The organism is Kribbella sp. NPDC051936 (assembly GCF_040680955.1).
Classification (GTDB): Bacteria; Actinomycetota; Actinomycetes; order Propionibacteriales; family Kribbellaceae; genus Kribbella.
Genome location: NZ_JBFAXS010000012.1, coordinates 225508 through 250074, shown reverse-complemented (window position 1 = coordinate 250074; position 24567 = coordinate 225508). Strand labels below are relative to the sequence as shown.

Sequence of the window (24567 nt, the reverse complement as noted above, 5' to 3'; positions counted from 1 at the left end):
AGCCACCCTGGCCGGGACCCCGAAATCGGGGGGCGCCCTTGGGAATGACCTGACGGGTGTGCAATGTTGAGTCCAGTGAACTCAAGTTTGTTCAGTCACGGATTTGAAACCGAGGCGGACGAACGGCAACATTGAGTCTGCATCACTCAACTCTGTGGAGGTAAAGCATGGCCCGCGCGGTCGGTATCGATCTCGGTACGACGAACTCCGTCATCGCCGTACTGGAAGGTGGCGAGCCCACCGTCATCCCCAACGCCGAGGGAGCGCGCACGACGCCCTCGGTGGTGGCTTTCGCCAAGAACGGCGAGGTCCTGGTCGGCGAGGTGGCGAAGCGCCAGGCCACCACGAACGTCGACCGCACCATCCGCTCGGTCAAGCGCCACATGGGCGAGGCCTGGAGCGTGGACATCGACGGCAAGAAGTTCACCCCGCAGCAGATCAGCGCGTTCGTGCTGCAGAAGCTGAAGCGGGACGCCGAGGCGTACCTCGGGGAGCAGGTCACCGACGCGGTCATCACCGTGCCGGCGTACTTCTCCGACGCGCAGCGCCAGGCGACCAAGGAGGCCGGCGAGATCGCGGGCCTGAAGGTGCACCGGATCGTCAACGAGCCGACCGCGGCAGCGCTCGCCTACGGGCTGGACAAGGGAGCCGAGCAGACCATCCTGGTCTTCGACCTCGGCGGCGGCACGTTCGACGTCTCCCTGCTGGAGATCGGTGACGGCGTCTTCGAGGTGAAGGCGACCAGCGGTGACAACCACCTCGGTGGTGACGACTGGGACAACCGGATCGTCAAGTGGCTGGTGACCCAGTTCAAGAACAAGAACGGCACCGACCTGTCCGGCGACAAGATGGCCATGCAGCGCCTCACCGAGGCCGCCGAGAAGGCCAAGATCGAGCTGTCCAGCACCGCCGAGACGACGATCCACCTGCCGTACCTGAGCCTGACCGAGTCCGGCCCGCTGCACCTGGAGGAGAAGCTCTCCCGGGCCGAGTTCCAGAAGATGACCAGCGACCTGCTCGAGCGCGCCCGCGCCCCGTTCAAGGCCGTCATCAAGGACGCCGGGATCGACGTGTCGAAGATCGACCACGTGATCCTGGTCGGTGGTTCGACCCGGATGCCCGCGGTGGCCGACCTGGTCAAGGAGCTCACCGCAGGCAAGGACGCGTACAAGGGTGTGAACCCGGACGAGGTCGTCGCGGTCGGCGCCTCCCTGCAGGCCGGTGTGCTGAAGGGTGAGGTCAAGGACGTCCTGCTGCTCGACGTGACCCCGCTGAGCCTCGGTATCGAGACCAAGGGCGGCGTGTTCACCAAGATCATCGAGCGCAACACCACGATCCCGACCAAGGGTTCGGAGATCTTCACGACGGCCGAGGACAACCAGCCGTCGGTGATGATCCAGGTCTACCAGGGCGAGCGCGAGATGGCCCGCGACAACAAGTCGCTCGGCAACTTCGAGCTGACCGGCCTGCCGCCGGCGCCGCGGAACGTGCCGCAGATCGAGGTCACCTTCGACATCGACGCGAACGGCATCGTGCACGTGAACGCCAAGGACCTGGCCACCGGCAAGGAGCAGCGGATGACGGTGACCGGCGGCTCGGCGCTGCCGAAGACCGACATCGACCAGATGGTCCGCGACGCCGAGCAGTACGCCGAGGAGGACCGCAAGCGCCGCGAGGCGGTGGAGAGCCGCAACCAGGCGGAGAGCCTCGTCTACCAGACCGAGAAGTTCCTGCAGGAGAACGAGGACAAGGTCCCCGACGACGTCAAGACCGAGGTCAAGGACGGCGTCGCCGAGCTGAAGAAGGCGCTCGAGGGTGACGACGCCGAGGCGATCAAGGCCGCCTCGGAGAAGCTCGCCCAGTCCAGCCAGAAGATGGGCGCCGCGATGTACGCGAACGCCCAGGCCGCCGGCGGCTCGACCGACGGCGCCACCTCCGAGGACGCGACCTCGAGCAGCAACGACGACGACGTCGTCGACGCCGAGATCGTGGACGAGGACCGGCCGCAGGACAAGACGGAGGACAAGTGACGGATCGACCGACTGGCAGCGAGTTCGGTGACGGAGAGCCTGTCATCCGCGACAAGCGCCGGATCGACCCGGAGACCGGCAAGCTGCGGGAGCCTGCGGAGCAGTCCGCGGCGCCCGCAGCGGCCGGCCCGGCCGGACAGCCGCCGCGCGACCCGTCGGACCTGATCGGCCCGTCCGCCCAGGAGGCCCTGCTGACCGAGGCGCTCGCGGAGCGTACGGCGGACCTGCAGCGACTGCAGGCCGAGTACGTGAACTACAAGCGCCGCGTCGACCGGGAGCGGGAAGCGTCCCGGGAGCTCGTCATCGGCACTGTGCTGACCGAGCTGCTCGGGATCCTGGACGACATCGGCCGCGCCCGCGACGCGGGTGAACTGGACGGCGCGTTCAAGGCGGTCGCCGAATCGCTGGAGCGGGTCACCGAGAAGCTCGGCCTGGTGAAGTACGGCGAGAAGGGCGACTCCTTCGACCCGCGGATCCACGAGGCCCTGCTGCACAACTACTCCGACGAGGTCGACGGCCCGACCGCGACGATGATCATGCAGCCGGGCTACCGGCACGGTGAGCGGATCCTCCGGGCGGCCCGGGTGGCCGTGTCGGAGCCGACCGAACAACTGCCGGCCGACGCCGCGAAGGCCGACGGACCGGTGGAGAGCACTGATGACGAACAGGCCGCGGACAAGTCTGCGGAGTAGTCGACACGACGGGAGGGGAGGCGCCAGATGAGTACGAAGGACTGGATCGAGAAGGACTTCTACAAGGTTCTCGGCGTCTCCAAGACCGCCGAGGCCGACGAGATCAAGAAGGCGTACCGCAAGCTGGCCCGGCAGTACCACCCGGACTCCAATGCCGGGGACACCAAGGCGGAGGCCAAGTTCAAGGAGGTCTCCGAGGCGTACGACGTCGTCGGTGACCCGAAGAAGCGCAAGGAGTACGACGAGGCGCGGCGGCTGTTCGGCAGCGGCGGCTTCCGGATGCCGAGCGGCAGCGGTCAGGGCGGCGGCTTCGACTTCAACGTCGGCGACCTGTTCAACCGTGGCGGCCAGGGTGCCGGCGGCGGGCTCGGCGACATCCTCGGCGGCATGTTCGGCGGTGGCGGCCGGACCACGACCAGTACGACCGCCCGTCCGCGGCGCGGTCAGGACATCGAGACCGAGGCGACGATCGAGTTCGCCGAGGCCGTGAACGGTGTCACGGTCGGGCTCCGGATGACCAGCGACGAGCCGTGCCCGACCTGTCGGGGGACCGGCGCGAAGTACGGCACCGTCCCTAAGGTCTGCCTCAAGTGCGAGGGCACCGGTATGCAGACCTCGGTGCAGGGCGGCGTCTTCGCGATGACCGAGCCGTGCACCGAGTGCAAGGGTCGCGGCCTGGTCGTCGACCAGCCGTGCGAGACCTGCCACGGTTCCGGCCGCGGTACGTCGAGCAAGACCATGCAGGTCCGCATCCCCGCGGGCGTGCAGGACGGTCAGCGGATCCGGCTGAAGGGCAAGGGCGCGGCCGGCGAACGGGGTGGCCCCGCGGGCGACCTCTACGTCACCGTGCACGTCAAGCCGCACCGGATCTTCGGCCGGCAGGGCGAGCACCTGACGCTGAACGTCCCGGTCAGCTTCACCGAGGCGGCGCTGGGTGCCGAGATCAAGGTTCCGACCCTGGACGGCATGCCCGTCACGGTCCGGATCCCGGCCGGTACGGCGAACGGCAGCAAGCTGCGCGTCCGCGGCAAGGGATCGGTCCGGCGGGACGGGACCAAGGGCGACCTGCTGCTCTCCCTCGAGGTGCAGGTGCCGCACGAGTTGACCGACGAGCAGAAGGAGAAGCTGCAGGAGTTCAGCTCCGCGTCGGACCAGCCTGATCTGCGGGCCGGGTTGTTCGGGAGTCCGTGATGGGCATCCCGTTCAGCCAGGTGCCGACCTGGGACGACCGCACCCCGATCTATGTGATCTCGGTGGCGGCCCAGCTGGCCGGTATGCACCCGCAGACGTTGCGCCAGTACGACCGGCTCGGCCTGGTGGTGCCGAGCCGGGCGTCCGGCCGCGGCCGGCGCTACTCGGCGTACGACGTGGCGAAGCTGCGCTACGTGCAGCACCTCAGCCAGGAAGAAGGTGTCAACCTGGCGGGCATTCGGCACATTCTCGCGCTACAGTCCGAAGTGGAGGACCTGCGCAAGCGGGTCAACCAGCTACTGGCAGAGGTCCAGCGCGGTGTCGGCGCCTCCCGGCGTCCCGCCGCCAGCCGGGTCTTCTCTGCCGGTCCCGCCGGCGACGTGATCGCCATGGGCCGGCAGCAGACCACGACCCGGTGGATCCGCACCCAGCCTCTGGAACTCGGCTCGCGCTGATCCCCCGCCCACCAAGCCGCCGGAGGTTCTCCGAAACCCACTCCTCGGATCCTCCGGCCAGGTGGAGGTCGACGTTCCCCCACGACGCCTCCACGAGTCGAGGGCGCGCTATCCCCCCAGCGCCCCTCGGCCCCCGCAGGGTGGTCCGTTCCAGGACCGCCCTGCGGCTCTCTTCGTGCTCTTGCGCCCGGTCGGACAGCGCATACCCTGGCGGGGTGACCCTGAAGCTGGAGACGGACCGGCTGCTGATCCGGGACTGGGAGGAAGACGACGCCGACGCCGCGCTGGAGATTTTCGGTTCCGCGGACGTGGCGCCCTGGTTGTCACCGGCCATCGACAAGGTGCCGGACACCGCGACCATGCGAATGATCCTGCAGTCCTGGATCGAGGCCCAGCCGAACTTCGTCGTCCCGGCGGGTCGCTGGGCGGTCGAGCGCCGGACCGACCACGAGGTCGTCGGCGCGTTGCTGATCCGGCTGCTGCCGCCGTACGAGGAGGATCTCGAGATCGGCTGGCAGTTGCGGCCGAGCGCCTGGGGTCACGGGTACGCGACCGAGGCCAGCCGCGCGCTGATGCGCTGGGCCATCGGCGGCGGCGAGGTCGACGAGCTGTTCGCAGTGGCGCGACCGGCCAACCAGCGCGCGATCGCCACCGCGCGCCGTCTCGGGATGGAATGGGTCGGCGAGACCGACAAGTACTACGACCTGAACCTGCAGGTGTACCGCATCCGCGCCTCCGAGTTCAGCTGACGAAGAGCATCCGGTGGAGGGGTGGTGCCCACGGGGCGCCACCCCTCACGTCTGTCCGGAACCCTGAGTTCTCCCGGAGATTTTTCAGAGTTGAGTGGAATGGACTCAACTTTGGATAGGTTGTATCCAGTGACTGTTGTTGCTGGAACTTGAAAGGCTGGAACCAGATGGATGTTCAGCGGTTGACGACGCTGGCCCGGGAAACCCTGTCGGTCGCGATCCGTCAGACCTCCGCGGCGGGCAACCCGACCGTGGAACCGATTCACCTGCTGTCCGCGTTGCTCGCGCAGCCCGAGGGCACGACGATCGGTCTGCTCGAGGCGGCCGGCGGCGACCTGGATGCGGTCCGCCGGAAGACCGCCGAGCAGCTGAGCCGGCTCCCGAAGGCGAGCGGCGGCAGCGTGCAGGCTCCGAGCCTGTCGGGGAAGACCGGTGACGTGCTGAATCAGGCGGAGCAGCGGGCCCTCGGGCTCGGGGACGAGTATGTCTCCACCGAGCACCTGCTGATCGCGCTGGCGACCGTGGAGGGCGCCGCGAAGACCGCGCTCGGCGTGACCGCCGACGCGCTGCTGCAGGCGTTCGACCAGATGCGCGGCAACCGCCGGATCACCTCGCCCGAGGCCGAGGGCACCACGAAGACGCTGGAGAAGTACGGCGTCGACCTGACCGAGCGCGCCAGGGACGGGAAGCTCGACCCGGTGATCGGCCGGGACTCCGAGATCCGGCGCGTGGTCCAGGTGCTGTCCCGCCGGACCAAGAACAACCCTGTCCTGATCGGTGAGCCCGGCGTCGGCAAGACCGCCGTCGTCGAGGGGCTGGCCCAGCGGATCGTGGCCGGGGACGTGCCCGAGTCGCTGCGTGGCCGCCGGCTGATCAGCCTGGACCTCGGAGCGATGGTCGCGGGCGCGAAGTACCGCGGTGAGTTCGAGGAGCGGCTGAAGGCCGTGCTGACCGAGATCAAGGAGTCCGACGGTCAGATCATCACGTTCATCGACGAGCTGCACACCGTCGTCGGCGCCGGTGCGAGCGGCGAGGGCGCGATGGACGCCGGCAACATGCTGAAGCCGATGCTGGCCCGCGGCGAGCTGCGGATGATCGGTGCGACGACCCTGGACGAGTACCGCACGCGGATCGAGAAGGACCCGGCGCTGGAGCGCCGTTTCCAGCAGGTGTTCGTCGGCGAGCCGTCGGTCGAGGACTCGATCGCGATCCTGCGCGGGCTGAAGGAGCGCTACGAGGCGCACCACAAGGTCGCGATCTCCGACTCCGCGCTGGTCGCCGCGGCGACGCTGTCGAACCGGTACATCACCGGTCGCCAGCTGCCCGACAAGGCGATCGACCTGGTCGACGAGGCCGCGTCCCGGCTGCGGATGGAGATCGACTCGTCCCCGGTCGAGATCGACTCGCTGCGCCGGACCGTGGACCGGCTGAAGATGGAGGAGCTCGCGCTGTCCCGCGAGGACGACGCCTCGTCGCAGGAGCGACTGGAGCGGCTGCGCGCCGACCTCGCCGACCGCGAGGAGGAGCTGCGCGCGCTGGAGGCCCGCTGGGAGCGGGAGAAGACCGGCCTGAACCGGGTCGGTGAGATCAAGGAGCGCATCGACGAGCTGCGCGGCCAGGCCGAGCGCGCCCAGCGCGACGGCGACCTGGAGACCGCGTCCCGGCTGCTGTACGGCGAGATCCCGCAGCTCGCCAAGGAGCTCGAGGAGGCCGACGCCGAGGAAGAGGTTGCCGAGGGCCCCGAAGCGATGGTCAACGAGGAGGTCGGCCCGACCGAGATCGCCGAGGTGATCGCGATGTGGACCGGGATCCCGACCGGCCGGCTGCTCGAGGGCGAGACCGGCAAGCTGCTCCGGATGGAGGACGAGCTCGGCCGCCGGCTGATCGGTCAGCGCGAGGCGGTCAAGGCCGTGAGCGACGCCGTACGGCGGGCGCGCGCGGGCATCTCCGACCCGGACCGGCCGACGGGTTCGTTCCTGTTCCTCGGCCCGACCGGTGTGGGCAAGACCGAGCTGGCGAAGGCGCTCGCGGACTTCCTGTTCGACGACGAGCGGGCGATGGTCCGCATCGACATGTCGGAGTACGGCGAGAAGCACAGCGTCGCGCGACTGGTCGGCGCCCCGCCCGGCTACGTCGGGTACGAGGAGGGCGGCCAGCTGACCGAGGCGGTCCGCCGCCGTCCGTACTCGGTGATCCTGCTCGACGAGGTGGAGAAGGCGCACCCCGAGGTCTTCGACGTCCTGCTGCAGGTGCTGGACGACGGTCGCCTGACCGACGGCCAGGGCCGCACGGTCGACTTCCGCAACGTGATCCTGATCCTGACCAGCAACCTGGGGTCGGCGTACTTGGCCGACGTCACGCTCGACGACAAGATCAAGCGCGACCAGGTGATGGCCACCGTGCGGCAGTCGTTCAAGCCGGAGTTCATCAACCGGCTGGACGAGATCGTGCTGTTCGACGCGCTCGGCAGCGAGGAGCTGACGCAGATCGTCGGGCTGCAGATCAACGCGCTGCAGCGCCGCCTGACCGACCGGCGGATCACGCTCGCGGTCGACGAGGGCGCGATGGAGTGGCTGGCGATGACCGGGTACGACCCGGTGTACGGTGCCCGCCCGCTCCGCCGCCTGGTGCAGTCCGCGATCGGCGACGAGCTCGCCCGCGGCCTGCTGAACGGATCGATCCGCGACGGCGAGACCGTCAAGGTCACGCTCAACGAGTCGAAGGACGCACTCGACGTCACTGTCTGAGCAGTTGGTTGGGGCCCGGTCATTCATGACCGGGCCCCTTCGGCTTACGTGGGTTGGTCGGGAAGAATGGCCGGGTGACTCCGCGCGCCGACTGGATCAACACGACCCACGACTGGGCTGCTTCGGTCGATCACGAGCACCTGGAGCTGGTTCGCGCGAAGCCCGAGCTGTACGCGCCGGGCGGAGTGCTCCACCTGCTGCTGGAGGTGCTCGCGTACCCCGGCGACGAAGCCGAGTCGACGGGGCGCCGCCCGGAGTGCTCGGTGGAGCTGCACGCTGACGGGTCGATCGCGGTCACCGACTACGGGCGCGGCACGGACACCCGCGTCGACGAGCACGGCAATGTCGTGAAGAAGCCAGTCATGGCGACCAAGGACCTGCGGTTCTTCGAGGATCCGGAGGCGCCGCTGCTTCCGGACGGTCACCCGCGCCGAGGCATGTCCGTGGTGGCTGCTTCGAGCGAGTGGCTGGTGCACACCAACCGGCGTACCAACGGTTCGTGGACCCAGCGCTACGAGCTCGGCGTCCCCGTGACCGACCTCGAACCGATCCCCACGGACGGCACCACCGGCACCACGGTCCACTTCCTCCCGTTGCCGCACCTGGCCCCACTCTTCGGCTAGAGCTCCTTGCGGGACCCACCGGGCTTTTGTATTGGCCGGGAATGCCTTCAAACACTTGAACTTCCGGTTGTAGCGAGTCGGTATCTCTCCGCTCTTGAAACCAAGGGTTACTGCTTGGTAGGAACGTCCGTCAGCTAAGTACTGAACAGTAGTTCAGGTACCTGAAACTTGGATTTTCCGGCGGGGGGTCCCCGGAGTCCGGCAGCGAGTGGAGGACTCAATGCAGCGCAGTACCTTGCTATCCGGTGCGCTGCTGGCCGTCGTCGCGGGTCTGTTGTGTCTGGTCGGAGAAGCTCTCGGTCTGAACACAGAGCACGTGGCGCTGGTCGGCGGGGCCCTGGGGGGTGTGGTGGGGCTGGTGCAGGATCGCACTCCGGCGATGCGCGCGACCGGCTTCTTGATCGGGTTGTTCATCGCCTGGCTCGGATTCGCCGTCCGGGCGCTCTATCTGCCGGACTCGGCGTCCGGGCGGGCCGTCGCGGCCGTCGCCGTGGTGGCCGTCTGCGTGGCGTTCACGGCCGGCTCGGGCGAAAAGATCCCGTTGTGGACGCTGCTGCTCGGCGCGGCCGCGATGGTCGCCGTCTACGAGGAGACCTACACCGCGGACAGTCCGGCTTTCCTGGCGCAGTCGCCGTCGGCGGCCACCGGCGTACTGCTGGCGGCCGGGATCGGGTTCCTGGCGACCTCGCTCCGGCGGCCGCAGCCGGAGCCCCCGGCCGAGCGGTCCGAGGTTCCGCCCGACGAGCCGGCGGAAGAAGACGTCTGGGTTCCCGCCGACGACACCCGTGAGCTTGCCTCGACCGAAGGAGACCGTGCGTGACCGCCCGACGCATCACCCGGGGACTGGCTGTCGCCGTCGCCGTCCCGTCCGCTTTCGTCCTGTCGACGTCCCAGGCGCTGGCCACCTCGAGCGCACTGTCCGCCGGCCCTGTCACGGTCACCAACACCGAGACGGTGCAGGCCAGGCTCGACCCCAGCGGCAAGGTCGAAGGCGCCCGTATCTACGAGCAGCTCGCCTTCGTCGGCACCGGAAAGGTGAAGGTCGACAACCCGGTGTCGACCGACAGCCTGCGCAACCTGGACAGCTTCGGCGGCTTCGCGGTCAAGGACGGCAAGATGGCCGTCGACCTGTCGGTGGACGGCGAGCAGCGGATTCGCACCGTCAGCGACTTCGACAAGAAGAAGCTGCCGATCAAGGTCGCCGTCACCTACACCCTGAACGGCAAGAAGCTGTCCAAGCCCAGTGACGTCGTCGGCAAGAAGGGCCGGCTGGAGGCGCACTACGTCGTGGAGAACACCTCGGCCAAGACCGAGTCGGTGACGATCACCGACGGGTACGGCAAGCAGGTCGTCGAACAGGCCGACGTCGTCATTCCGATGGTCGGTCAGCTCACGACGGTGCTGCCGCCCGAGTTCGGCGATGTCACCTCGGCCGAGGCGAACAAGGCCGGCGACGGCAAGGGCGGTACGAAGCTGAGCTTCACCGCGACGCTGTTCCCGCCCGTCGGCGCCGCGACCGCGGAGTTCGGCTGGTCGGCCGAGGTCAAGGACGCGATCGTCCCCGAGGCCGAGCTGACCGCGTTGCCGGTCAGCCCGCTGGAGAGCCCGGCGTTCAAGACCGCGGTCACCGGATACGAGAGCGGCGCGGCGAAGGGTGCCGACCTGGTCGAGGGCGGCACGACGCTCGACTCGAACCTGATCCGGCTGCGGGACGGCGCGCAGAAGCTGCTCACCGGCCTGCTCCAGCTGAACGCCGGTGCGAAGGCCTTGAACGACGGCCTCGCCAACCAGGCCGCGCCGGGTGCCACGAAGCTCTCCAGTGGTGCATCGCAGCTGGCCGGCGGTATGGCCGAGCTCGAGTCAGGTGCATCTGTGCTGCGCACGAAGACCGGCGAGGCCGCCAAGGGGGCGGGCAAGCTGGACAAGGGCGCCGGCGAACTGCAGAAAGGCGCGAAGGACCTCGCCGCAGGTGCCGGCAAGCTGAAGACCGGTACCGGCAAACTCGCGTCCGGCCTGGACGAGGCCACCGGCAAGGCTCCTGCATTGATCGACGGACTGAACCAGGTCAGCGGCGGCTTGAAGAGCGTCGAGGACGGACTCGGTCAGATGTACGGCGGCATCGGCCAGCTGCCCGCCAAGGCGAAACCGCTGCACGACGGCGTGGCCCAGCTCCGCGCAGGGATCGGCTCGGTCGGAAGCGAGGGAACGCTGCTCGGCGGACTGGAGACGCTGAAGAAGCAGCTCGCCGCCTCCGGTCCGGGGATCGACAAGATGCGCGGCGGCGTGCACTGCGCGGCGGATGCGCTCGACGCGGTCAGCAACGGCAAGCCGGCCGGAACGTACAGCGAGGCCTGCTACGGCGCCGCTGCCGCGCAGCTGAACGGGCCGGCCGGGGCGCTGAACGTCGGGCCGGAGACCAACCCGGTCAAGAAGATGATCCTCGACTCGGTGATCGCCCAGATGGGCTCGATGGGTGACCCGGTACCCGATCTGGACAAGCCGCTGCCGGATTCCGCCAAGCTGCAGGCTGCGCTCGCTTACCTGAAGGGCCGGCTGACCCAGCGCGCCGTACCAGGGATCGCGCAGCTGCAGTGCGGGCTCGACAACCGGGTCTCGGGCTGTCCGGACTCGGAGCCCGGTCTGATGCAGGGCCTCGTGGCGCTGGATGCCGGCGTGACCAAGCTGGTGTCCGGTGTGGTGGCCAGCGTCCAGGGCGGTGTCGGCACCTCGAAGGACACGCCGGCCAGCAAGACCCTGCGTGGTGGGGTCAACGGGCTGCAGACCGGTGTCGGACAGATCCAGGCGGGTGGCAAGACGCTGCTGGCCGGCCTCAACCAGCTGTCGGACGGCGCTGACCAGCTCGACACGGGCGCGGGTGCGCTGTCCACCGGGACCGGCAAGCTCAAGGCGGGTGTCGGCGTGCTGGTCAACGGCACCGGGCAGCTCGACAGAGGGCTCGGATTGCTGGCCGGCGGTACGGGCAAGCTGGCCGACGGCGTCGGCCAGGCCAAGACCGGCTCGGACCAGCTGGCGCAGGGCTCCAAGGATCTGGCGACCGGCATCGGCTCCGCGGCCGAGGGGTCGGGCAGGCTGTCGGAGGGTCTCAACACTGCCACCGAACAAGCGCCCGCTGTCCCCGACGGCGCCGGCCGGCTCTCGAAGGAAGGTGCGAAGGTGCTGACCAAGAACGGCGCCGACACCGCAGTCGACTTCGGCCGCCGCTACAGCCTGCTCTCCGCTGCCGCAGACCGCGCCAAGACCGAGTCGATGCCGTTCGGCGCTCCCGAGGGTGCGACCGGCGCAACGGCGTACTCGCTCAAGCTGGCCGGGGCCACCGGTGAAGGCGACCGCAGCTGGATCCGCCTGCTTGCCGGCCTGGCCGTGTTCGGTGTCGCCATCGGCGCCACCAGCCTCCTCCGCAGGCGCACCACCCCCTGAGGCTCGCCGCCCGAGCCGGGCCGGTCGTGCAGACCGGCCCGGCTCGGGCGGCGTTGTTTGGCCGATCTGGGAGGATCGGAGCAGGGGTCGTGGAAGGACGTTGGATGACTGGGCAGCGTGGTGACGAGCCGGTGCGGGACGGGCCAGGTCCGTACAGCGGGTTGTTCGGTTCCGCTCCGGATACGTACGGCTACCAGACGGCGACACCGAAGCAGGTCACCGTCGCCTCGGTCATCGCGATCGGGCTCGGCGCGCTGTGCCTGCTGGTGGCGGCTCTCACGCTCACGTCGGCCGGGGACCAGATCTCCGAGGTGCTCACCGGCTCCCGCGGCAACACATCGGTCGCGGTCGCGGCCACCCTCGTCTGCGCGGTCGTCTACCTGGTCCCCGCGCTCTACCTCCGCAAGCGCCGCGCCTGGGCTCGGTACGTGCTGATCGCCGTCGCCGCCATGGGCATCGCGGGCGGGATCATGGCCCTCCCGGCCAGCCTGCTCGGTCTTGCCGTCCATGCGACCCTGCTGATCCTGATGCTCCAGCGACCCACCAGACTGTGGTTCACCCACCGCTGACGCCGGGAGACCTCGTGGAGATCTGGATCAACCCCGCCTGCTCGAAATGCCGCGCGGCCACCAAGGCCTTCGACGAGGCCGGCATCGACTACACCGTCCGGCGCTACCTCGACGACCCGCCGACGGCCGAAGAACTGACCGCCGTCCTCACCCGCCTCAACCTCGAGCCCTGGGACGTCGTCCGCCACAACGAGCCCGCCGCGAAGCCGCTCAAGACCCTGCCCCGCGACCCGGCCCACCGCCCCGACTGGATCGAGGCCATGGTCGCCGACCCCATCCTCATCCAGCGGCCCATCATCACCGCCGACGACCGAACCGCCGCCATCGCCCGCGACCCCGAATCCGTCGCCAGGTTCATTCCCTGAGCTTTTGCAAGCGGTCGAGGGCTTCTTCGAGGACCTCGGGTTGTTTGCAGAAGGCCCAGCGGACCAGGGGGCGGCCGGATTCGGTGTTGTCGTAGAAGACCTGGTGGGGGATGGCGACGACGCCGGCTCGTTCGGGGAGCATGCGGCAGAACTCGATGCCGTCGGTGTGGCCGAGGGGACGGATGTCGGTGGTGACGAAGTAGGTGCCGGCCGGGCGGTGGACCTCGAAGCCGAGGTCGGCGAGGCCGTCGGCCAGCAGGTCGCGGCGGGAGCGCAGGTCGGCGCGCAGCGCGTCGTAGTAGTCGTTGCCCAGGGCAAGTGCGTTGGCGACGGCGGGCTGGAAGGGGGAGCCGGAGGTGAAGGTGAGGAACTGTTTGGCGGTGGTCACCGCGGTCACCACCGACGGCGAACCGGTCATCCATCCGATCTTCCAGCCGGTGACCGCGAACGTCTTCCCGGCGCTGCTGATCGACACGGTCCGCTCCGCCATCCCGTCGTACGACGCCAGCGGCCGGTGCGTGCCGTCGTACACCAAGTGTTCGTAGACCTCGTCGGTGATCACGACCAGGTCGTGCTCGACCGCGACGTCGCGAATGCCGCGCAGCTCCTCGTCGGTGAGGACCGTGCCGGTCGGGTTGTGCGGTGAGTTGATCAGCAGCACCTTCGTCCGCGGCGTGACCGCGGCGCGCAGCTCGTCGAGGTCCAGCCGGTACGACGGCGCGCGTAGCGTCACCGGTACGCGCCGGCCGCCGGCGAACGCGATGCCGGCCGCGTACGAGTCGTAGTACGGCTCCAGGGCGATCACCTCGTCGCCCGGCTCGACGAACGCGAGCAGTGCGGCGGCGACCGCTTCCGTCGCGCCGGTGGTGACCAGGACCTGCGTGTCCGGGTCGTACGTCAGGTCGTAGAAGCGCTGCTGATGGTCGGCGATCGCGTGCCGGAGCGCGGGCACCCCGCGCGCGGGTGCGTACTGGTTCGCGCCGGCGCGGATCGCGGCGATCGCGTCCTCGAGCAGCGAGTCCGGACCGTCGCGGTCCGGGAAGCCCTGCCCGAGGTTGACCGACCCGGTCGCCAGCGCGAGCGCGGACATCTCCGCGAAGACCGTCGTACCCAGACCGTCCAACCGCTCAGCATGTCCGCGCATTTTCTAACCCTCGACCGCGGTGACCATGTGCGCAAGCCAGGCCCGCGCGGTGGCGCGGTCGGTCGCGGTGAAGGAGGCCTCGAGGTCCTCCTCGACCTTGCGGATCGCCGGGGCGGCCTCGGCCAGCCGGCGCTCGCCGCCGGGGGTGAGGTGGACCTGCTGGGTACGCCGGTCCTTCGGGTTCGGCCGCCGCTCGACCAGCCCGGCGCGTTCCATCCCGGCGATCAGCTCGTTGGCGGACTGCCGCGTCGTCCCGACCACGCGGCCGACCTCGGCCACGGTGAGTCCCGGCGACTCCCGGACGCAGAGCAGTGTGCCGTACTGCTGGACCGACAGCCCGTGCTCGTCGAGCGCGACCGCGAGCGCGGACCGCATGCTCAGCCAGGCGTGCCGCACCAGGAAAGTCACACACCCGGTCTCGTCATTGACGTCCATGCACCACATTCTGCCGAAAAGGAGATTGACAGGAACCTGTCAATCTATGACGATGGGAAACCTCGTCAGGGTCCTGTCAATCATAGGAGACTTCGTGTCTGCGATCGACCCCCCGCGGCAGCGCCGCATCCTCGCGATCCTGGTCGTCTCGGCCGTCCTGATCTGGATCGACTCGACCGTCCTCGGTATCGCTCTCGAACGCCTCGCCGATCCCGTGCAGGGCCTCGGCGCCACGCCCGGCCAGCTGCAGTGGGCCGTCGGCATCTACTCGCTGTTGTTCGCCACCGCCCTGTTCCTGGCCGGCGCCCTCGGCGACCGCTACGGCCACCGGACGATCCTGATGCTCGGCCTGCTGGTCTTCGGCATCGCCTCCGCCTGGGCCGCGTGGGCCACCGATCCGGTCGGCCTGATCCTCGCCCGCGCGACGATGGGTCTCGGCGGCGCGCTGATCATGCCCACCTCGATGGCGATCATCGGCTGGACCTTCCCGCCCGAGCGCCGGGCCGGCGCGATCGCGATCTGGTCGTCCTCGGCCGGTGTCGGCGTCGCCGTCGGGCCGGTCCTCGGCGGCGTGCTGATCGACCACTTCTGGTGGGGTTCGGTCTTCACGATCAACCTGCCGATCGTCGTGTTCGGCCTGATCGGCGCCGCCGTCGTCCTGCCGAACCCGCGCAGCCCGCAGCGTCGTCGCCTCGACCCGCTCGGCCTCGGCCTGTCCACGCTCGGGCTGCTCGGCCTGTCGTACGGCTTGATCGAAGGCGGTCACCAAGGCGGCTGGGACCGCTGGCAGGTCTGGGCGAGTATCGGTGCGGGCCTGCTGTTGCTCGCCGGTTTCCTGTTCTCCGAGGCGCGTGAGCACGAGCCGAGCTTCGACCCGCGCCTGTTCCGCAACCGCCGGTTCGCGGCCGGCAACTTCGCGCTCGCCTCGGTCTTCCTGACGCTCACCGGGCAGAGCTTCTACCTGGCGTTCTACCTGCAGGGCGCGCGCGGCATGAGCGCGTTGGACGCCGGCCTGATGTCGTTGCCCGGGGCAATGGGCGTGATCGTCGGCGCACCGCTCGGCGCCCGGCTCGCGGCCCGTTTCGGCGTCGCCAAGGTCTCGGGTACGGCGGTCCTCACGCTCGCGGCCTGCTTCGCGCTCAACCTCACGTACGACGTCGGCACGTCGCTCGTGGTGATCGGGATCATCGGCGGGATCGCCGGTCTCGCGATCGGCCTGACCGTCGCACCGACGACCGCGGCGGTGATGGCGACGCTCCCGATGGACCGGATCGGCGCCGGCTCCGCGGTCAGCAACGCCCTGCGCCAGGTCGGCAGCGTGCTCGGCGTCGCCGTCCTCGGGACCGTCGTGTCGTCGACGTACCAGCACCGGATCGCTCCCGAGCTGACCGGTCTGCCGAACCCGGAAGCCATCGGTACGTCGGCCGAGGCGACCCGGCACGCGGCCGGCGTGCTGCACCGGCCGGACCTGGTGCAGGTCGCGAACGACACCTTCGTGCACGCGATGCACGTCGCCGCTCTCGTCGCGGCAGGCATCGTCCTCGTCGGCGCGGTCGTCCTCGCGGCAGCGTTCCGGACCCCCAGGCCATCACAATCCGCGGATCCGGAAGGAGTCACGCCGGAGCGCGCAGGCATCGCGTAATTGTGATGGCCTGGGGATCCGGAGGTACGGCGGCAGCGTCAGGCGCCGCCGCCGTACCCGGCCTCACTTCCGGAACTGGCGGGCGCCCGCGTAGTTGCAGCGGTCCCAGAAGATCACGCGGTCGTCGGGGTTCGAGGCCCACTCGCCGCGGCACAGGTACCCCTCCAGGAGCGTGTTCTCGTCGTACGAGTTGAGCGTGCAGTTCACGCCGGACGTGTCGGCGCCGGTGCTGTCCCAGCAGGCGACGCCGCTCGAGACGCCCGGGCGGTGCACGAACAGCAGCAGCGAGTGGCCGTCGGCCTCCTGGTCGTTGACGTGCATGACGTTGCCGGTGTCGGTGTAGCTCGCCGTGCCGATGTTGTTCCCGTCCGCCTTCTCCCACAGCCACGTCACCGCCGCGCTGGCCTGCGTCGCGGTCAGTGTCACCAGTGCGGCGGTCGTGGCCAGTGCGGCTCCCACCCGTGTGATCGTTCGCATCTCGTCATCCCCTTTGCTGAGACTGCCCGGACCCAGGCGGGGGCCCGGTGCGGGCTCAGCGTCGCCGGGACGCGTCGGAGGCGGCGAATCTGTTGCAGGTTCCTGCAACCGCGCGGTCCTCGACGGCCTGCATCCGGGCGTACCGGACCCCGGCCGCGAACCGGGTGGTGACGTCCAGGACCTCCAGCAGCCGGGCCACCTCGTAGCGCACGGTCCGGACGCTCACCCCGAGTTGCTCGGCGATCTCCTCGTCGGTGCGGCCGCACTCGAGTTCCTTGGCGATCACCCGCTGGCGCGCGGTCAGCTCGCCGATCCGCTCCCGGAACTCGGACGCGCGCACAGCGGTCTCGCGGACGGCGCGCAGGTACTGGCCGGTCGCGTTCACCGCCTCCAGGCAGCGCAGCACCATCAGGCTGCGCCGGCTGTTCACGACCGGCCCTTCGACGACGACCCGCTCGCGGTCCAGCAGCTTCACCTGCAGCGCACCGTCGGCGAGGTGGTACGGCATGTCCTCGGCTCCGATGATGAAGTCGGTGACCTGGTCCGCGCCGCCGCTGATGTCGAAGTAGCTGGTCATCCGCTGGCCGCCGTCGATCAGCTTCTGGTTGAACGCGTGGCTCTGCCGGAACCCCTGCAGCGTCTGGCACCGCGTCGACGTCACCGCGACCAGCTCCTCGGACCGCCGGCACTGGTCCTGCAACCAGTCCCGCAGCGCCTCGGAGTCGTCCCCGAAGACCTCGACCTCCGCCGTGCCGTGACCCGCGAACCACTCGTCGCAGCTCCGGGCTCGTACGACCTGCAACCGCAGTGATGCGTCCAGCACCACCTGACGACTCGCCGCATGACTCATCCCCCACCCCCGCTCCCCGGGCGAGATCGTCTCATGTACGGCGGGTTAGCGCACGCCTCCGCTACGCATTCAGTTCCACGGGGACGGCGGTGGCGGCGGTACGACGGCAGGCCGGTCCTCGCACCAGGTCGCACCGGTCCAGCCGCCGTCGTTGCCGCCGAGCAGCTGGACGTCGAACTCCGGCGGGCCGTCGAAGTGGAACGTGCCGCAGTTGTTCACGAACGGCGCCCCGACGTTGCGGGCGTCGACGTTCTCGAACGTCGCCCAGCCGCCGACCCGGGCGTTCACCACGTTGGTCCCGGTGCCGTCGACCAAGATGTCGCGCACGGTCACCCCGGTGATCGCGTAGTCGTCCTTCACCGGCCAGTCGACGACGAACATCATCGCGTTGTACGTCGAGTCCAGGAACGAGCTGTCGGTGATCTGGATCGAGGCGGACATCGTGGACTGCAACGCGTACAGCCAGATCGCGCCGAGGCCGATGTCCCAGTTGAGATCGCGCGGGCCGCCGCGGACCGTGGTGTTGCGGGCGAAGGTCAGCGTGCCCTCGAACGGCGTCGCGCCGAACCGCGAGCCGGCGTGCAAGGTGCTGCCCTCACGGATCGGATCGGCGACCAGGTTGTCGGTGACGGCGTTGTCGCGGCCGCCGTAGATCGCGATGTTGTTCGCCAGCACCGGCGTCTGCACGGTGTTGTGGTCGTAGACGTTGTTGTGGTTCGCCAGCCCGGCGGGGTTGGCCTCCGACCACATCGCGAGCCCGTCGTCGCCGGTGTTGCGGACGAAGTTGTCGGTGGCGCGGACGTTGGACACCCCGAGGTGCAGGTTCATGCCGTCGGCGATCGCGTCGGTGACGACGTTGTTGCGGATCAGCAGGCCGTCCATCGGCCCGTCGAGCCAGATGCCGACCTTGGTGTGGTGCAGGTACAGGTTCTCGATCGTGGAGCCGCCGCCGATCGCGCCGCCGATCCCGTTCACCTGGTCGGTGTCGATGCGCTCGCGGACGTCGCTCTCGATCGCGAAGTCCGACAGGTGTACGGCGGTGCTCCCGCCGTCCGCGGCGTACCTGCCGTAGAAGCCGGGCGCGCTGTGCACGGATTTGTCCGGCGCGGGCTCCGCGAGCGGCAGGACGCGGCCCTTGATGATCGTCCACCAGTTCCCGGCGCCGCGGATCGTCACCCTGTCGACGACGATGTGCCGGTTCACCTGGAAGGTGCCGGCGGGGATGAACACCGACCAGCCGATGCGCTGGGCGGCCGCGATGGTGCGTTCGATCGCGGGCGCGGCGTCCCGGCGGCCGGTCGGGTCGGCGCCGAACAGCCGGACGTCGAGGAACTTCCGGGGCTGCTTCAGCGGCGCGTCGACCAGCTCGAAGTCCGCGACGTCGAGGACGGTCCAGGCGGCGGGCGTGGTCCGCGGTACGGCGAAGCGGACGCGGTCACCGGCCCGGTACGTCCGGTCCAGCAGCACGCGCTGCTCGTCGTAGAAGCGGTTCGGGCGGAACGGCTTGGCGACCGGGTCCGGTTCGGGCTTCCACCAGCCGGGGATCGGGTCGACGTTCGGGTCGTTCGAGAACGGATACATCCCGTACAGCCAGGCGTACTGCGAGGTCAGCGTCATGGTCTGCTTGCGCTTCCCGTTGACGGTCACGTCCAGCGGTGCCGTGATCCCGCCGCCGGCCGGTGCGTCCGGGATGCTGTACCGCAGAGTGAAGGCGTTCGCGGGCTGTGTCAGCGTGAACTCGACGTACTGCTTGGGCTGCAGTCGTACGGCGGTGCGCCCGGAAGCCTCGGCCGGCAGCGTGTACGCATCCCGCCCCGGGCCGATCTTCTCACCGGTGAAGGCGGCGTTCTCCGCCTCCTGCTCGACGAACGGTACGTCGGCGCCGCGGCCGGTCACGAGCGCCGGGTCGAGCCCGGCCCGGGTGATGCGTGGGTCCGGGGCAGCGGCGGCCGGCTGGGTGGTGAGTGTGGCACCGAGGAGCGCGGTGGTCAGCGCGACCGCGAGCAGGTGTGAACGGGACATTGGCGGATCCCCTCCGGACGAAGTGTCTGGAGGTTATGCAGCCGACGCCCGAGGCGCAAGATCTCGACAGGTCAGAGAAATTTCCGGACCATGAAGACGTCGACCGGATCCTCGTCCTCGACGACGAAGCCGTGCCGCTCGTACAGCTTGCGGGCCGGGCTGCCTTGGAGAACGTTCAGCCTGACGGTCGCGCGTTCCGCGTCGGCGGTGGTGAGCACGGTTCCCAGGACGGCGGTGCCGAGGCCCCGGCCCTGGTGGCGTGGGCTCAGGTAGAAGTGCTCGAGCCACCGGACGTCGGCGGTCGCCGGGCGGACGCTGACGGAGCCCGCGAATTCGCCGTCGACCTCGATGATCTGGGTGTGCTCGGGCGCGTAGGCGTCGCGTAGGCGCTGCCGGACGCGGTGTTCGTCGTACCGGCCGAGGCGTTCCAGGTCCGGGCGCATGACGACCGCGCGGAGCTCGGCGAGCTCTTCGAGGTCCTCGTGCATCGCGGGCCTCAAGGTCCAGTTCATGGCAGTTCCGGTTGGGGGTCGGGGCGCAGGGCGCGGAGCCAGAGTTCGGTCTGGGCGATGTGGGCGGAGGCGGCGGTCGCGGCGGCCGCGGGATCGCGAGTGGTGATGGCGTCCAGGATTTCCCGGTGGCCGCGGTCGCTGGTCCGCTTGATCGCGTCGAAGTCCACGCCCGGCTCGAAGATCCGGTAATGCCCGCCGCGGCCGCGGATCACGCCGGTGAGCGCGGTGACGGTCGAGTTTCCGCCGGCGGCGCAGATCGCGCCGTGGAACTCGGCGTCCAGGTGCTGGATCTCGGTCGCGTCGGTGGTCGACTCGAGCCGGTCGAGGATCGCGCCCAGCCGCTGGGCCAGCTCCGGGTCCTGCCGGGCCGCCGCGGCGGCGGTGGCATGCGACTCGAGCACGCGGCGTACCTCGAGCAGTTCGAGGACGCCTTCGAGCGGGATCAGCTCGACCGACAGCGAGAACCTGCTGATGATCGCGGCCGGGTCCAGGGCCGAGACGTAGGTGCCCGACCCGTGCCGGGACTCGATCACGCCGAGCGCGCCGAGCGACCGCACGGCCTCCCGCAGCGAGCTCCGGGACACCCCCAGGTGGTCGCACAACTCGGGCTCCGGCGGGAACTTCGCCCCCGGCCCGAGCTCCCCGGACGCGATCATCTGCCGCAAACCGGCCAGCGCCTTGTCCGTAGCAGCCATCCCCTCACCTCCTCACGAACCGTAAGTCATCAGACCATTTCTGACACATTCTGCCTGCTCCCCGCCCGCGTCCTCGCGTCATGGCGGCAATTCATCAGATGTTTGCGCGCAGGAACTCCGGCAGATCACTTGTTCGCCAGCGCCGCGCGGCCAACTGCCCGGACGGCGTGCCACCGGTCACCCAGACGGTCGTCATCCCGCGCTCGTACGGTGCGGTCAGGTTCACCTCGAGGTCGTCGAACATCGCGGCGCGGGCCGGGGCGATCCCGAAGGCCGCCAGGAACGCGTCCAGGCTCGCGGCGTACGGCTTCGGGATCAGCTCGGCCGCGAGGATGTCGAAGACGCCGTCGACACAGCCGGTCAGCCCGAGCCGTCCGAGCACCTGGCCCGCGTGGTACGCCGACCCGTTCGTGTACACGTACCGCCGGCCGCGGAGGCCGCCGAGCACCTCCGCCAGCACCGGGTCGGGAGCGAGGACCGAATAGTCGATCGTGTGCTCCCACGCGAGGTAGTCGTGCGGGTCGATCGAGCGCGTGGTCATCAGGCCGCGCAGGGTCGTGCCGTGGTCGGCGACGAGCTGCTTCTGCAGCCGGAGCGCCTCGGATTCGTCGGTTCCGAACAGGTTGGCGAGGTAGGCACGGATCCGGACGTTCATCTGGTCGGCCAGACCGACCTGCGGCTGGTACAAGGTGTTGTCGAGATCCAGCACCCAGGTGTCGATGTCCGCCAGCATCAGGCAAGCGTAGGTGACACACTGGGGGCGTCATCGACGGGAGGACACGACCCATGCCCAAGAGGCCGACTGCGCTCGTCACCGGGCCGGCGACCGGGATCGGCCGGGCGTTCGCGGACAAGCTGGCGCGGGAGGGCTACGACCTGGTGCTGGTGTCGCGGGACGAGGCGCACCTCAAGGAGGTCGCTGCCGAGGTCACGCGGCTGCACGGTGTCGAGTGCGAGGTGCTGGCCGCCGACCTGACCGACGCGGCCGACCTGGCGCGGGTCGAGGAACGCTTCCGCACCGGGCCGATCGAGGTGCTGGTGAACAACGCCGGCTTCGGGCAGAAGAAGCCGTTCTGGGAGAACCCGATCGAGGTCGAGGAGAAGCAGTTCGACCTGCTCGTCCGCGTCGTCCTGCGGCTGACCCACGCCGCAGTCCAGCCGATGATCGAGCGCGGCTCGGGCGCGGTGGTCAACGTGTCCTCGGTGGCCGGGTTCCTGCAGCGCAACATCTACAGCGCGCACAAGGCCTGGGTGACGAGCTTCTCGGCCGGCCTGGCGACCGGCCTGCACGCCCAGGGCGTCGCGGTGATGGCGTTGTGCCCCGGCTTCGTGCACACCGAGTTCCACGAGCGGATGGGGATGGACAAGTCGCTCATCCCGTCGTTCCTGTGGCTCGACGCGGCCGACCTGGTCGACGAGGCCTGGAAGGACCTGATGCGCGGCAAGCCGATCTCGGTCCCGAGCCGCCGCTACAAGCTGCTGGTGCTCGCCGCCCGCTTCACACCACGGGCCCTGATCGCCCGCGTCTCCACCGTCGGGCTGGACGGCCGCCGCCGCTCCTGACCGCAGCAAGGGTCCAACGCCCCTAGGCGGAAACGCTTGCGCGTGGGATCTTGCTGTCTGTCGGCACCTGGGGGGCGCCCGGGGTGGGCGGGCAGGTGCCGGTGGGGGAGGCATCATGAACAGATTGCGTAAGCATGTCGTGGCGACGGTGGCGCTTCTGCTCACGTCGGCACCGCTGACGGTCGCTACGCCGGCAACTGCGGCGGTGGTGGCCAATGTCGCGATCTCGGCGGCCACGGCATCTAACGGTACGACGACCTTGAGCTACCGGGCCACGGTGACCCGGGCGGGGACCCTGCGCTACATCCTCGTCTCGATCCCGCCGGGGTCCGGCGGCCGGATCACCTCGGTCAACGGCGCGGTGCGCACGGTCTCGCCGGGCGTGCTGCAATGGCGCCCGACCAGGACGCTGACCGTCGCCGTCGGCGCCCGCTTCTCGATTCCGTTCTACGGCGTGCTGCTCCCGAGCGGAGGTCCGTGGACGCTGAGTTTCCGGGCGATCGGGACCACCGGAGCCGTCCTGTCCGCGGGGACCGGCACGCTGATCCGCCCGGCGAACGTCCGGATCACGGCGAGCAACCCGATCCCGGGGCAGCGGAGCACGCTCACGTACGCCGGCACGGTCGGCCGCCCGGGCGTCCTGGCGTTCGTGCGGATGAAGCTGCCGACCGGCGTCCGGGGAACGCTGACGAGCGTCAACGGGACGCTGACGATCGCGAGCGGTTACGCGACCTGGAGGCCGCGCTCGCGGCTCAGCGTGCGCGGCGGCGTCCGGCTGGCGATCCCGATCTACGGAGCCGTGCTGTCCAAGTACGGCGGGATCTTCCGGCTCGGGATGACCGCCACCGCGTCGACCGGCCTGCAACTGATGGCGGGGACCGGAAGCCTCGCGCTGATCGCACCGCCCGCACCGATGCCGACGATCCTTGCCGGCTCGTTCCCCGTGCGACCGGCCGGATGCCCGACCGCCTGGCCGACGACAGTCGCCGAGAACGCGAAACCGGGCACCGGTGCGTGGGTCATCCCGACCACGATGAACGGGCCGCTGGCGGCGTACCTGACCAAGGTCTCCGCAACCTGTGGCGCCACGGTCGACCTGAAGGTCACGTCCGGCCGGCCGGTCAGCGTGGTGGCCTACCGGATCGGGTACTACCAGGGGCTCGGCGGGCGGGAGGTCTGGCGTCGCGACGGCGTACCCACGGTGGTGCAGCCCGCTCCGACGATCGGTGGTACGGCCAACGGTCACCCGCTGCGGATGGCGTCCGCGGCGAACTGGTCGAGGACGTTGACCATCCCGATCGACCGGAACTGGATCCCGGGCACCTACCTGATCAAGGTGAGCGACGGCAGGTACGCCGCCTATGCGCCGCTGACGGTGCGCGACGACACGGGCCGCAAGCACAGCCTGCTCATCCAGCAGGCCACCACGACGTGGGAGGCCTACAACTGGTACGGCGGCCGGAGCTTCTACAGCAGCCCGACGACGGGTTCCGGCCGGCTGACGTTCGACCGTCCGTACGCCGAGGGTCAGGGGTCGGGGCAGTTCCTGCCGCTGGAGCAGGGTCTGATCCTGTGGGCGGAATCGATGGGGCTGGACGTCACCTACTGGACCGACAACGACCTCGACGTGTACGGCGGTCAGCTGGCTGCGCGGGCCGGGACGATCTTCCTGCCCGGGCACGACGAGTACTACTCGTTGCGGATGCGGGCATCGATCAGTCAGGCGATCAAGCGCGGCGTCAACGTGGCCAGCTTCGGCGCGAACGCGTCGTACCGGCGGATCACCTTCACCGACAGCACCCGGCGGTACTGGGACGTCGACCGGTACACCGCTGGCGGGAATTCGACGCTGTGGCGGTACCTGGGAGACGCGTACGCGTCGCAACCGCTCCTCGGCGCCGAGTACGGATGCGGCATCTCCGCGGCGAGCCTGAGGACCGCAAGCACTTGGCTGTTCCGGGGTATTCCGGCCGGCACCGTCGTACCGGGGTTCCTCGCCGGCGAGGTCGACTACCTCTGGCCGGGGCTGTACAAACATCCCGGTTTGGGCATTCTCGGCGGCGGCAGCGCCATCTGCCGGACGACGGGCCGGTCGACACCGATGCACGTCACGGTGTTCGTCGCGCCGTCCGGCGCTCGGGTGTTCAACGGATCGACGTTCACCTACGGCTGTTTCCTCGTTCGCCGGTGCCCCTCGAACCTGGGGATGCCCGCGCAGTCGGTCGCCTCCCGGCGGGTGGTGACCACGATGGTCACCAACGTCACCTCCTGGGTCAGCCGTGGGACGATCACGGTTCCGGGAGGCGCGGCCGCGCCCGAGTTGCGGATCGCGGTGCCCAACCACGAGCTCGCGATCGCCGAGAAGTGA

At 69.6% G+C, this 24567-nt stretch carries 22 protein-coding genes; 14 read left to right on the top strand and 8 right to left on the bottom strand.

Annotation, left to right across the window (positions count from 1 at the left end):
• Positions 1 to 167: 167 nt before the first annotated feature.
• The 11 genes from dnaK (at position 168) to AB0L64_RS37140 (ending at position 12859) form a co-directional block, all read left to right on the top strand.
• Entirely contained in the window at positions 168 to 2030 is a 1863-nt protein-coding gene (dnaK, locus tag AB0L64_RS37190; RefSeq protein WP_363717674.1) for a molecular chaperone DnaK, read from the top strand.
• Complete coding sequence (grpE, locus tag AB0L64_RS37185) at positions 2027 to 2722, top strand: nucleotide exchange factor GrpE (RefSeq protein WP_363717673.1); 696 nt, start codon at positions 2027 to 2029, stop codon at positions 2720 to 2722. The genes dnaK and grpE overlap by 4 nt, the downstream gene beginning before the upstream one ends.
• A 27-nt stretch (positions 2723 to 2749) precedes the next feature.
• Positions 2750 to 3913, top strand: coding sequence for a molecular chaperone DnaJ (dnaJ, locus tag AB0L64_RS37180; RefSeq protein WP_363717672.1), 1164 nt, complete (start codon positions 2750 to 2752; stop codon positions 3911 to 3913).
• A complete protein-coding gene (locus tag AB0L64_RS37175; protein ID WP_359931025.1) occupies positions 3913 to 4368 on the top strand; it encodes a helix-turn-helix transcriptional regulator in 456 nt (151 codons plus the stop codon). The genes dnaJ and AB0L64_RS37175 overlap by 1 nt, the downstream gene beginning before the upstream one ends.
• Positions 4369 to 4583: 215 nt before the next feature.
• Positions 4584 to 5117: a GNAT family N-acetyltransferase gene (locus AB0L64_RS37170; protein ID WP_363717671.1), complete on the top strand. Its 534-nt coding sequence runs from the start codon at positions 4584 to 4586 to the stop codon at positions 5115 to 5117.
• A gap of 167 nt (positions 5118 to 5284) precedes the next feature.
• Entirely contained in the window at positions 5285 to 7864 is a 2580-nt protein-coding gene (gene clpB / locus AB0L64_RS37165; RefSeq protein ID WP_363717670.1) for an ATP-dependent chaperone ClpB, read from the top strand.
• 74 nt (positions 7865 to 7938) lie between these two features.
• Positions 7939 to 8487, top strand: coding sequence for a hypothetical protein (locus AB0L64_RS37160; protein WP_363717669.1), 549 nt, complete (start codon positions 7939 to 7941; stop codon positions 8485 to 8487).
• A gap of 220 nt (positions 8488 to 8707) precedes the next feature.
• Positions 8708 to 9307 (top strand): hypothetical protein, encoded by a 600-nt coding sequence (locus AB0L64_RS37155; protein WP_363717668.1) that lies wholly within the window; start codon positions 8708 to 8710, stop codon positions 9305 to 9307.
• Complete coding sequence (locus AB0L64_RS37150; protein WP_363717667.1) at positions 9304 to 11925, top strand: hypothetical protein; 2622 nt, start codon at positions 9304 to 9306, stop codon at positions 11923 to 11925. The genes AB0L64_RS37155 and AB0L64_RS37150 overlap by 4 nt, the downstream gene beginning before the upstream one ends.
• Positions 11926 to 12029: 104 nt before the next feature.
• Positions 12030 to 12494 (top strand): hypothetical protein, encoded by a 465-nt coding sequence (locus tag AB0L64_RS37145; RefSeq protein WP_363717666.1) that lies wholly within the window; start codon positions 12030 to 12032, stop codon positions 12492 to 12494.
• A gap of 14 nt (positions 12495 to 12508) precedes the next feature.
• Positions 12509 to 12859: an ArsC/Spx/MgsR family protein gene (locus AB0L64_RS37140; protein ID WP_363717665.1), complete on the top strand. Its 351-nt coding sequence runs from the start codon at positions 12509 to 12511 to the stop codon at positions 12857 to 12859.
• Here the strand turns inward: AB0L64_RS37140 and AB0L64_RS37135 are convergent.
• Together AB0L64_RS37135 and AB0L64_RS37130 are read right to left on the bottom strand one after the other, a co-directional pair.
• Positions 12849 to 14003: a pyridoxal phosphate-dependent aminotransferase gene (locus AB0L64_RS37135; protein WP_363717664.1), complete on the bottom strand. Its 1155-nt coding sequence runs from the start codon at positions 14001 to 14003 to the stop codon at positions 12849 to 12851. The genes AB0L64_RS37140 and AB0L64_RS37135 overlap by 11 nt on opposite strands.
• Positions 14004 to 14006: 3 nt before the next feature.
• Positions 14007 to 14438, bottom strand: coding sequence for a MarR family transcriptional regulator (locus tag AB0L64_RS37130; RefSeq protein WP_363717663.1), 432 nt, complete (start codon positions 14436 to 14438; stop codon positions 14007 to 14009).
• A gap of 94 nt (positions 14439 to 14532) precedes the next feature.
• Between AB0L64_RS37130 and AB0L64_RS37125 the strand changes: the two genes are divergently transcribed.
• A complete protein-coding gene (locus AB0L64_RS37125) occupies positions 14533 to 16080 on the top strand; it encodes an MFS transporter (protein ID WP_363717662.1) in 1548 nt (515 codons plus the stop codon).
• Between the two features lie 63 nt (positions 16081 to 16143).
• On the opposite strand, the gene AB0L64_RS37120 is transcribed toward AB0L64_RS37125, so the two are convergent.
• The 6 genes from AB0L64_RS37120 to AB0L64_RS37095 form a co-directional block, all read right to left on the bottom strand.
• Entirely contained in the window at positions 16144 to 16557 is a 414-nt protein-coding gene (locus tag AB0L64_RS37120; protein ID WP_363717661.1) for a hypothetical protein, read from the bottom strand.
• A gap of 55 nt (positions 16558 to 16612) precedes the next feature.
• Positions 16613 to 17407, bottom strand: a complete 795-nt coding sequence (locus AB0L64_RS37115; RefSeq protein ID WP_363717660.1) for a LuxR C-terminal-related transcriptional regulator — start codon at positions 17405 to 17407, stop codon at positions 16613 to 16615.
• Positions 17408 to 17476: 69 nt separating this feature from the next.
• On the bottom strand, positions 17477 to 19429 hold the full coding sequence (locus tag AB0L64_RS37110) for a glycosyl hydrolase family 28-related protein (RefSeq protein ID WP_363717659.1): 1953 nt from the start codon (positions 19427 to 19429) through the stop codon (positions 17477 to 17479).
• A gap of 71 nt (positions 19430 to 19500) precedes the next feature.
• Positions 19501 to 19941 carry a GNAT family N-acetyltransferase gene (locus tag AB0L64_RS37105; protein ID WP_363717658.1) on the bottom strand — a complete coding sequence of 147 codons (441 nt, stop codon included), beginning with the start codon at positions 19939 to 19941 and terminating at the stop codon, positions 19501 to 19503.
• Positions 19938 to 20636: an FCD domain-containing protein gene (locus AB0L64_RS37100; protein ID WP_363717657.1), complete on the bottom strand. Its 699-nt coding sequence runs from the start codon at positions 20634 to 20636 to the stop codon at positions 19938 to 19940. Before AB0L64_RS37100 ends, AB0L64_RS37105 begins: the two co-directional genes overlap by 4 nt.
• A 94-nt stretch (positions 20637 to 20730) precedes the next feature.
• Positions 20731 to 21369 (bottom strand): pyrimidine 5'-nucleotidase, encoded by a 639-nt coding sequence (locus AB0L64_RS37095; RefSeq protein WP_363717656.1) that lies wholly within the window; start codon positions 21367 to 21369, stop codon positions 20731 to 20733.
• Positions 21370 to 21422: 53 nt separating this feature from the next.
• On the opposite strand from AB0L64_RS37095, the gene AB0L64_RS37090 reads away from it, so the two are divergent.
• The gene (locus AB0L64_RS37090; RefSeq protein ID WP_363717655.1) at positions 21423 to 22199 is read left to right on the top strand and encodes an SDR family oxidoreductase; all 777 of its coding nucleotides are present in this window, start codon (positions 21423 to 21425) and stop codon (positions 22197 to 22199) included.
• A gap of 115 nt (positions 22200 to 22314) precedes the next feature.
• Positions 22315 to 24567, top strand: coding sequence for a N,N-dimethylformamidase beta subunit family domain-containing protein (locus AB0L64_RS37085; RefSeq protein WP_363717654.1), 2253 nt, complete (start codon positions 22315 to 22317; stop codon positions 24565 to 24567).

Bases quoted from the DNA above. Each gene is read 5' to 3' on its own strand.
- dnaK (WP_363717674.1), top strand. From the start codon at position 168: ATGGCCCGCGCGGTCGGTATCGATCTCGGTACGACGAACTCCGTCATC.
- dnaJ (WP_363717672.1), top strand. From the start codon at position 2,750: ATGAGTACGAAGGACTGGATCGAGAAGGACTTCTACAAGGTTCTCGGC.
- AB0L64_RS37175 (WP_359931025.1), top strand. From the start codon at position 3,913: ATGGGCATCCCGTTCAGCCAGGTGCCGACCTGGGACGACCGCACCCCG.
- clpB (WP_363717670.1), top strand. From the start codon at position 5,285: ATGGATGTTCAGCGGTTGACGACGCTGGCCCGGGAAACCCTGTCGGTC.
- AB0L64_RS37155 (WP_363717668.1), top strand. From the start codon at position 8,708: ATGCAGCGCAGTACCTTGCTATCCGGTGCGCTGCTGGCCGTCGTCGCG.
- AB0L64_RS37145 (WP_363717666.1), top strand. From the start codon at position 12,030: ATGACTGGGCAGCGTGGTGACGAGCCGGTGCGGGACGGGCCAGGTCCG.
- AB0L64_RS37135 (WP_363717664.1), bottom strand. From the start codon at position 14,003: ATGCGCGGACATGCTGAGCGGTTGGACGGTCTGGGTACGACGGTCTTC.
- AB0L64_RS37130 (WP_363717663.1), bottom strand. From the start codon at position 14,438: ATGGACGTCAATGACGAGACCGGGTGTGTGACTTTCCTGGTGCGGCAC.
- AB0L64_RS37120 (WP_363717661.1), bottom strand. From the start codon at position 16,557: ATGCGAACGATCACACGGGTGGGAGCCGCACTGGCCACGACCGCCGCA.
- AB0L64_RS37115 (WP_363717660.1), bottom strand. From the start codon at position 17,407: ATGAGTCATGCGGCGAGTCGTCAGGTGGTGCTGGACGCATCACTGCGG.
- AB0L64_RS37110 (WP_363717659.1), bottom strand. From the start codon at position 19,429: ATGTCCCGTTCACACCTGCTCGCGGTCGCGCTGACCACCGCGCTCCTC.
- AB0L64_RS37105 (WP_363717658.1), bottom strand. From the start codon at position 19,941: ATGAACTGGACCTTGAGGCCCGCGATGCACGAGGACCTCGAAGAGCTC.
- AB0L64_RS37100 (WP_363717657.1), bottom strand. From the start codon at position 20,636: ATGGCTGCTACGGACAAGGCGCTGGCCGGTTTGCGGCAGATGATCGCG.
- AB0L64_RS37095 (WP_363717656.1), bottom strand. From the start codon at position 21,369: ATGCTGGCGGACATCGACACCTGGGTGCTGGATCTCGACAACACCTTG.
- AB0L64_RS37090 (WP_363717655.1), top strand. From the start codon at position 21,423: ATGCCCAAGAGGCCGACTGCGCTCGTCACCGGGCCGGCGACCGGGATC.
- AB0L64_RS37085 (WP_363717654.1), top strand. From the start codon at position 22,315: ATGAACAGATTGCGTAAGCATGTCGTGGCGACGGTGGCGCTTCTGCTC.